Raw genomic sequence first — 5,142 nt, forward strand, 5'->3', positions numbered from 1 at the left:
GCGGTTGCTGTTGCTGTTGCTTTTGTAGGAGCTGCCGAAGGCTGCGATCTTTTGATTCTGCTTTTTAAAATCAAGGTCAAAAGATCGCAGCCTTCGGCAGCTCCTACAGGGGGAGGGTTTGTAGTTTGCTGCTGTAAGCCTTGGCTTACTCTTTCGTAGGTGTTCGTTATTTTTACACTTCGGCAGACGCCCATTCAGTCAGTCGACGATCAGTAACCTACTGACTGGCAAGCTTATTTTGAAATATGAAGCGGTTATGACAAACGCTTTCGGCACGGAAGGCCGATTGCCTCCGCCGCATAACCCTCTAGTATTCAGGTTGTGTCGACGGACAGACACGCCCTTCAAGGAAGAAGGGAATGGACATCGCAGGATGCGATTCATCAGGACGATGAAAAGGAATACAGGGATTAGGGAAAAAATGTGGGCGGGTCAAACCGCCCCTTTTTTTGCCCGCAGAAAAGTAAATCGCAGACAAACAAAAAGGCCCGCAAGGGGCCTTTTATTCGAGCGCGTGACAGATCAGCGTTCGAGGTCTTTGATCTTGCCTTTGACGCCATCCCACTCTTCGGCATCCGGCAGCGATTCTTTCTTCTCGGTGATGTTAGGCCAGATTTCAGCCAGATCAACGTTGAGCTGGATGAATTCCTGCATCTCTTCCGGAACTTCGTCCTCGGAGAAAATGGCCACGGCCGGGCATTCTGGTTCGCACAGGGCGCAGTCGATGCACTCATCCGGGTGAATCACCAGGAAGTTCGGGCCTTCGTAAAAGCAGTCCACCGGACAGACTTCTACGCAGTCGGTGTACTTGCACTTGATGCAGTTGTCGGTGACGACGAAGGTCATTTCTAATTTTCTCCTCAGGCGGCGGCAGCGTTGCCCCTTCACGGTTGGGGTCGCCAGGTTCGGGAGCGATACCTGCTGGCCAGGCTATTAGCCAGCAGCATCCCAAACCGCGCGAGATTCTAACAGCTTGAAGCCGTTTGCGTTATATCCGCTTCTTCAGTGCTTATATCCGGTTCTTCAGGGCATAGAGCATTTCGAGCGCACGGCGTGGTGTCAGGTCGTCCAGATCCAGTTTAGCCAGCTCATCGAGAACCGGGTGCGGCAGGCTGGCAAACATATCGCTTTGCTGCGGCGTCGCCGGTTTGCCCTTGGCCGCCGGTTTCGGCGCTTCATGGGGCAACGCGGTTTCTTCCAGTCGGCTCAGGTGCTCGCGGGCACGCACGATCACTTCGCTTGGCACACCAGCCAGTTGCGCCACCGCCAGGCCGTAGCTCTGGCTGGCAGGCCCCGGCAGCACGTGGTGCAGGAAGACGATGCGTTCGTTGTGCTCGGTCGCGTTGAGGTGGACGTTCGCCACCAACGGCTCGGCTTCCGGCAGCACGGTCAGTTCAAAGTAGTGAGTGGCGAACAGCGTGTACGCGCGTAGATGCGCCAGACGCTCGGCCGCCGCCCATGCCAGCGACAGGCCGTCGAAGGTGCTGGTGCCGCGACCGACTTCGTCCATCAGCACCAGACTGCGTTCGGTAGCGTTGTGCAGAATGTTGGCGGTTTCGCTCATCTCGACCATGAAAGTCGAACGGCCACCGGCGAGGTCATCGCTGGAACCGATCCGGGTGAAGATGCGGTCGACCAGCGACAGTTCACAACTGGCCGCTGGCACGAAGCTGCCGATGTGCGCCAACAGCACGATCAACGCGGTTTGCCGCATGTAAGTGGATTTACCGCCCATGTTCGGGCCGGTGATCACCAGCATGCGCGTGTTGTCATCCAGGCTCAGATCGTTGGCCACGAACGGCGTGGTCAGCACTTGCTCGACCACCGGGTGACGACCCTGAGTAATGCGCATGCACGGCTCGCTGACGAAACGCGGGCAGTTCAGATCGAGGTTCAGCGCACGCTCAGCGAGGTTGCTCAGCACGTCCAGTTCGGCCAGCGCCGCAGCGGTGTCCTGCAACGGTGGCAACTGGCTGATCAAGTCTTCCAGCAACGCTTCGTAGAGCATTTTCTCGCGGGCGAGGGCGCGGCTCTTGGCCGACAGCGCCTTGTCTTCAAACTCTTTCAGCTCCGGCGTGATGAAACGCTCGGCGCCTTTCAGGGTTTGCCGGCGAATGTAATCCGCTGGCGCCGACTCGGCCTGCTTGCTCGGCAACTCGATGAAGTAGCCGTGAATGCGGTTATAGCCGACTTTCAGGTGGCTCAGGCCGGTACGGGCCTTCTCGCGGGCTTCCAGATCGATAAGAAACTGGCCGGCGTTTTCGCTCAGCGATTGCAGCTCGTCGAGTTCGCTGTCGTAACCGGTTTTCAACACGCCGCCGTCACGGATTACAGCCGGTGGGTTGTCGATGATGGCTTTGGCCAGCAGCGCCGCGAGTTCCGGGTAAGTGCTGGTGGTGGTCGCCAGACCTTGCAGGTGAGGCGCTTCCAGATCAGTCATCGCCACCTGCAGCTCAGGCAGGGCGCCGAGGGCGTCGCGCAGACGCGCGAGGTCACGAGGACGGGCATTGCGCAGGCCGATCCGCGCAAGAATCCGCTCGATGTCGCCAATTTCCTTGAGCTGTGGCTGCAGCTTTTCGAAACGGTAGCGATCGAGCAGGCAAGTGATCGAGGTCTGGCGCGCCAACAACACGGTCAGGTCGCGTAACGGACGATTCAACCAACGCGTCAGCAGACGGCTGCCCATTGCGGTCTGGCAACGATCAACCACCGATTGCAAAGTGTTGTCGCGGCCACCGGCCAGGTTAGTGTCGAGCTCGAGGTTGCGACGGCTCGCGCCGTCGAGCACCACGGTGTCATCGAGACGTTCGTGACGCAGGCTGCGCAAATGGGGCAGGGCAGTGCGCTGGGTTTCTTTGGCGTAAGCCAGCAGGCAACCGGCAGCGCCGATGGCCAGCGTCAGGTTCTCGCAGCCGAAGCCTTTCAGATCCTGAGTGGAAAACTGTTGGCAGAGACTTTTCAGCGCCGAATCGCGCTCAAAATCCCACGGGGCACGGCGGCTGACGCCACGGCGTTTTTCCGCTGGCAGGTCGCGTGGCCAGTCATCCGGGATCAACAACTCAACCGGGTTGACGCGCTCCAGTTCCGCCAGCAGGTTTTCCCAACCCTTGATTTCCAGCACGCTGAAATTGCCGCTGGTGATGTCCAGCACGGCCAGACCAAACAGACGCTCATCCCCCAACAGCGCGGCGATCAGGTTGTCACGGCGCTCATCGAGCAGCGCCTCGTCGCTGACCGTACCCGGCGTGAGAATCCGCACGACCTGACGATCAACCGGGCCTTTGCTGGTCGCCGGGTCGCCGACCTGCTCGCAAATCACCACGGATTCGCCGAGCTTGACCAGTTTCGCCAGATAACCTTCCGCCGCGTGGTAAGGAATCCCACACATCGGAATCGCCTGCCCCGCCGACTGCCCGCGCGCGGTCAGGGTGATGTCGAGCAACTTGGCAGCCTTCTTCGCGTCTTCGTAGAAGATCTCGTAGAAATCGCCCATGCGGTAGAACATCAGCTGATCCGGGTGCTGATTCTTCAGCCGCCAGTACTGCTGCATCATCGGAGTGTGGGAGGACAGATCTGAAATTGCTTTATTCATCAGAGGTTTAGCTATACCGAGAAAATGTGTCGGGGCAGAGGTGCAGGCCCCTGAGTTGATTCAGTGGGCGGAGTATGAAGTTTTTTTGAGGTGGATGCAGCAACGCGCCGCCGCTCGGGTCGGCATTGTGTCCTATAGTGCCGAAAAGCTATCGAATCATCGGAGTTCGTGGGTTGAAGGTCAGTTGAGGAAGCGGCGTGGAACAGTCTGAAGGCATCGGCTCGGGATCGTCATCGAGCGATTGTTACTACGATGCAGAAAAAATGACCCTCACTCGGGCGCAGCAGTCGGTCATTCTGGGCAGTAATGAGAGTGATCTGTTGCTGGCGTTGATTGCCGGGGTGACGGACAAGGAGCAGCTGATTTCGCGGGTCTGGGGTGAGCGCGGGCTGGTGATTTCCGACAGCAGTTATTACAAGACGCTGCACATGCTGCGTACGCATTTTGCTGATGTTGGTTTGCCGCGTGACAGTCTCAAGACGTTGCCGCGCCGGGGCGTGGTGCTGTTGTGTGAGATCCGTTTGATCAGCGCAGAGGTGCCTGAATCCGTACCCGCAGCGCCGGCAGTCATCTCGGTGACGAAGCCGCGGCGCCGCTATTGGCGTTTTCTGCTGCCTGCATTGGTTGTACCGGCTATCGCGCTTCCTTTGTTTTACGCCTACCTGATGTTTAAAAAACCAGCCGACCTGGAAGAGTGGAAACTCATCTGGCAAGACGGTGATGCGCAGTTGTATGTGGAAGAAAGTGAAAAGATGTCCAAGGACGAGATTGTAAAAGCACTCGGCGAGTTTGAACCGCCCATTGTGTTATCCGACATTAATTATTATGTAAGAAAGCCGCTCTCCCAGTTATTGATCAAGTGCGTCAAGCCTGAAAGTAAAGGGGAGGCCATATGCGTGAATTACCAGCTCGTTGGAAAAAAATAATCGCTTTGATGGCAGCAGCCTCTGTGTTGGTTTTCGGTGGACTGGTGGTCAGGTATTTCTACGTAATCAATCGTGATATTCCACGTGCACCGTGTTTTGCTTCTATTGACTTCGTTCATACCCATGATCACAAAGTTCGCTGGCATGGTGTCGGTGATATGACGATTGATCCAAAGGAAGGCGCTCTCTATGTGTATTACGTAGTGAAAACGCCAGAGGGGAAAGTTTTTACCTATGATCGAAAGTTCGACATTGCCCTGACGCATCTGGATACTTCAAGGTTTCTGTTCAAAACCCGTTCAGTTGTGAAATTCGATGCAGATACCGCTGGAGATGAACTGCCGTTTATGGAGCGAGGCTTTCAAGGCGGCATGGTCACGTTCAATTATTTCTCCGATGCCGAGTACTACTACAACATCAACAACCTGATCAATGGTGTCTGTCACGTTCCTCGCTAGGCAAGACCCCGGGGTGCAAGGCTCCGGAGCGAATAAGTAAGACTGAGTAAGACGCCAGTAAGGCCACGACAGCCCTCCGTTGTTAATGTGATTCCCTGTAGGAGCTGCCGAAGGCTGCGATCTGTTGATCTTGCTTTAGGAAGATCAACAGATCGCAGCCTTCGGC

Annotated in this window: 4 protein-coding genes; 2 read left to right on the forward strand and 2 right to left on the reverse strand. The window is 56.6% G+C overall.

Features of this window, described 5'->3' with window-relative positions; all coding sequences use genetic code 11:
• Positions 1–522: 522 nt before the first annotated feature.
• Both fdxA and mutS read right to left on the reverse strand, forming a co-directional pair.
• Positions 523–846, reverse strand: coding sequence for a ferredoxin FdxA (gene fdxA, locus QMX93_RS29605; RefSeq protein WP_008077096.1), 324 nt, complete (start codon positions 844–846; stop codon positions 523–525).
• A gap of 163 nt (positions 847–1,009) precedes the next feature.
• Positions 1,010–3,580: a DNA mismatch repair protein MutS gene (mutS, locus tag QMX93_RS29610; RefSeq protein ID WP_212549791.1), complete on the reverse strand. Its 2,571-nt coding sequence runs from the start codon at positions 3,578–3,580 to the stop codon at positions 1,010–1,012.
• Between the two features lie 209 nt (positions 3,581–3,789).
• Here mutS and QMX93_RS29615 point away from each other — a divergent pair, with 209 nt between their 5' ends.
• Both QMX93_RS29615 and QMX93_RS29620 read left to right on the forward strand, forming a co-directional pair.
• Positions 3,790–4,518 (forward strand): DNA-binding protein, encoded by a 729-nt coding sequence (locus tag QMX93_RS29615; RefSeq protein WP_159813119.1) that lies wholly within the window; start codon positions 3,790–3,792, stop codon positions 4,516–4,518.
• The gene (locus QMX93_RS29620; RefSeq protein ID WP_282359109.1) at positions 4,485–4,976 is read left to right on the forward strand and encodes a hypothetical protein; all 492 of its coding nucleotides are present in this window, start codon (positions 4,485–4,487) and stop codon (positions 4,974–4,976) included. Before QMX93_RS29615 ends, QMX93_RS29620 begins: the two co-directional genes overlap by 34 nt.
• Positions 4,977–5,142: the final 166 nt, after the last annotated feature.

The organism is Pseudomonas sp. PS01303, assembly GCF_029959385.1.
Classification (GTDB): Bacteria; Pseudomonadota; Gammaproteobacteria; order Pseudomonadales; family Pseudomonadaceae; genus Aquipseudomonas; species Aquipseudomonas rustica.